1 protein-coding gene is annotated in these 545 nt (G+C 57.4%); it reads right to left on the reverse strand.

Annotation, left to right across the window (positions count from 1 at the left end):
• Window positions 1–545: creatininase family protein (locus AB4Z23_RS28055; protein WP_441361252.1), on the reverse strand; the 545-nt coding region annotated here is incomplete at both ends.

Genomic DNA, 545 nt, shown 5'->3' on the forward strand with positions numbered 1-545 from the left:
CGGCCCTGCGACGGATACCTCAAAAGGCTGTACGGCATTTCGTGGATCGAAACCGGCGAGATGGCGCATCAACCGCGCAGTCTGGCCAACTATATGGCCACAAATCACCTGACCATTTTCAGCACTTGCCAATGAGGCCCGACCACCGAGCATACCGGCCGGATCGACCTCGGTGCAGTCAAGCGGTATCTGGACCGGTATTCCCTCAAAACGAGTGGCAGAGACACCACCAACGGGCAGACCGAACACGCTGCCACGCGGCGCGGGATCGCGCATCGCCTCTGTTCGAACCAGTTCGGGAAAAAGATGCATATAGACCGAAGTCATCGGTTCACCGCCGTGACCGCGCGCGCGCGCGGCGTCATCACCGTAAAGTGTCTTCCACAGGCCATCCGGCAAGCTCTGCCAAATGTTTAGTGCCGGTATCAGCACCCCTTTTTCACGGCGCAACTTGCGGCAAACCTGATCGATCAGCGGTGCATTCGTTGTGTGACCATTGAAAATCAGCAGCTGTTCATAACCGTGATCAAGGAAGGAGGTCAGGA

Source organism: Agrobacterium sp. MCAB5, assembly GCF_052114365.1.
Lineage (GTDB): Bacteria > Pseudomonadota > Alphaproteobacteria > Rhizobiales > Rhizobiaceae > Agrobacterium > Agrobacterium tumefaciens.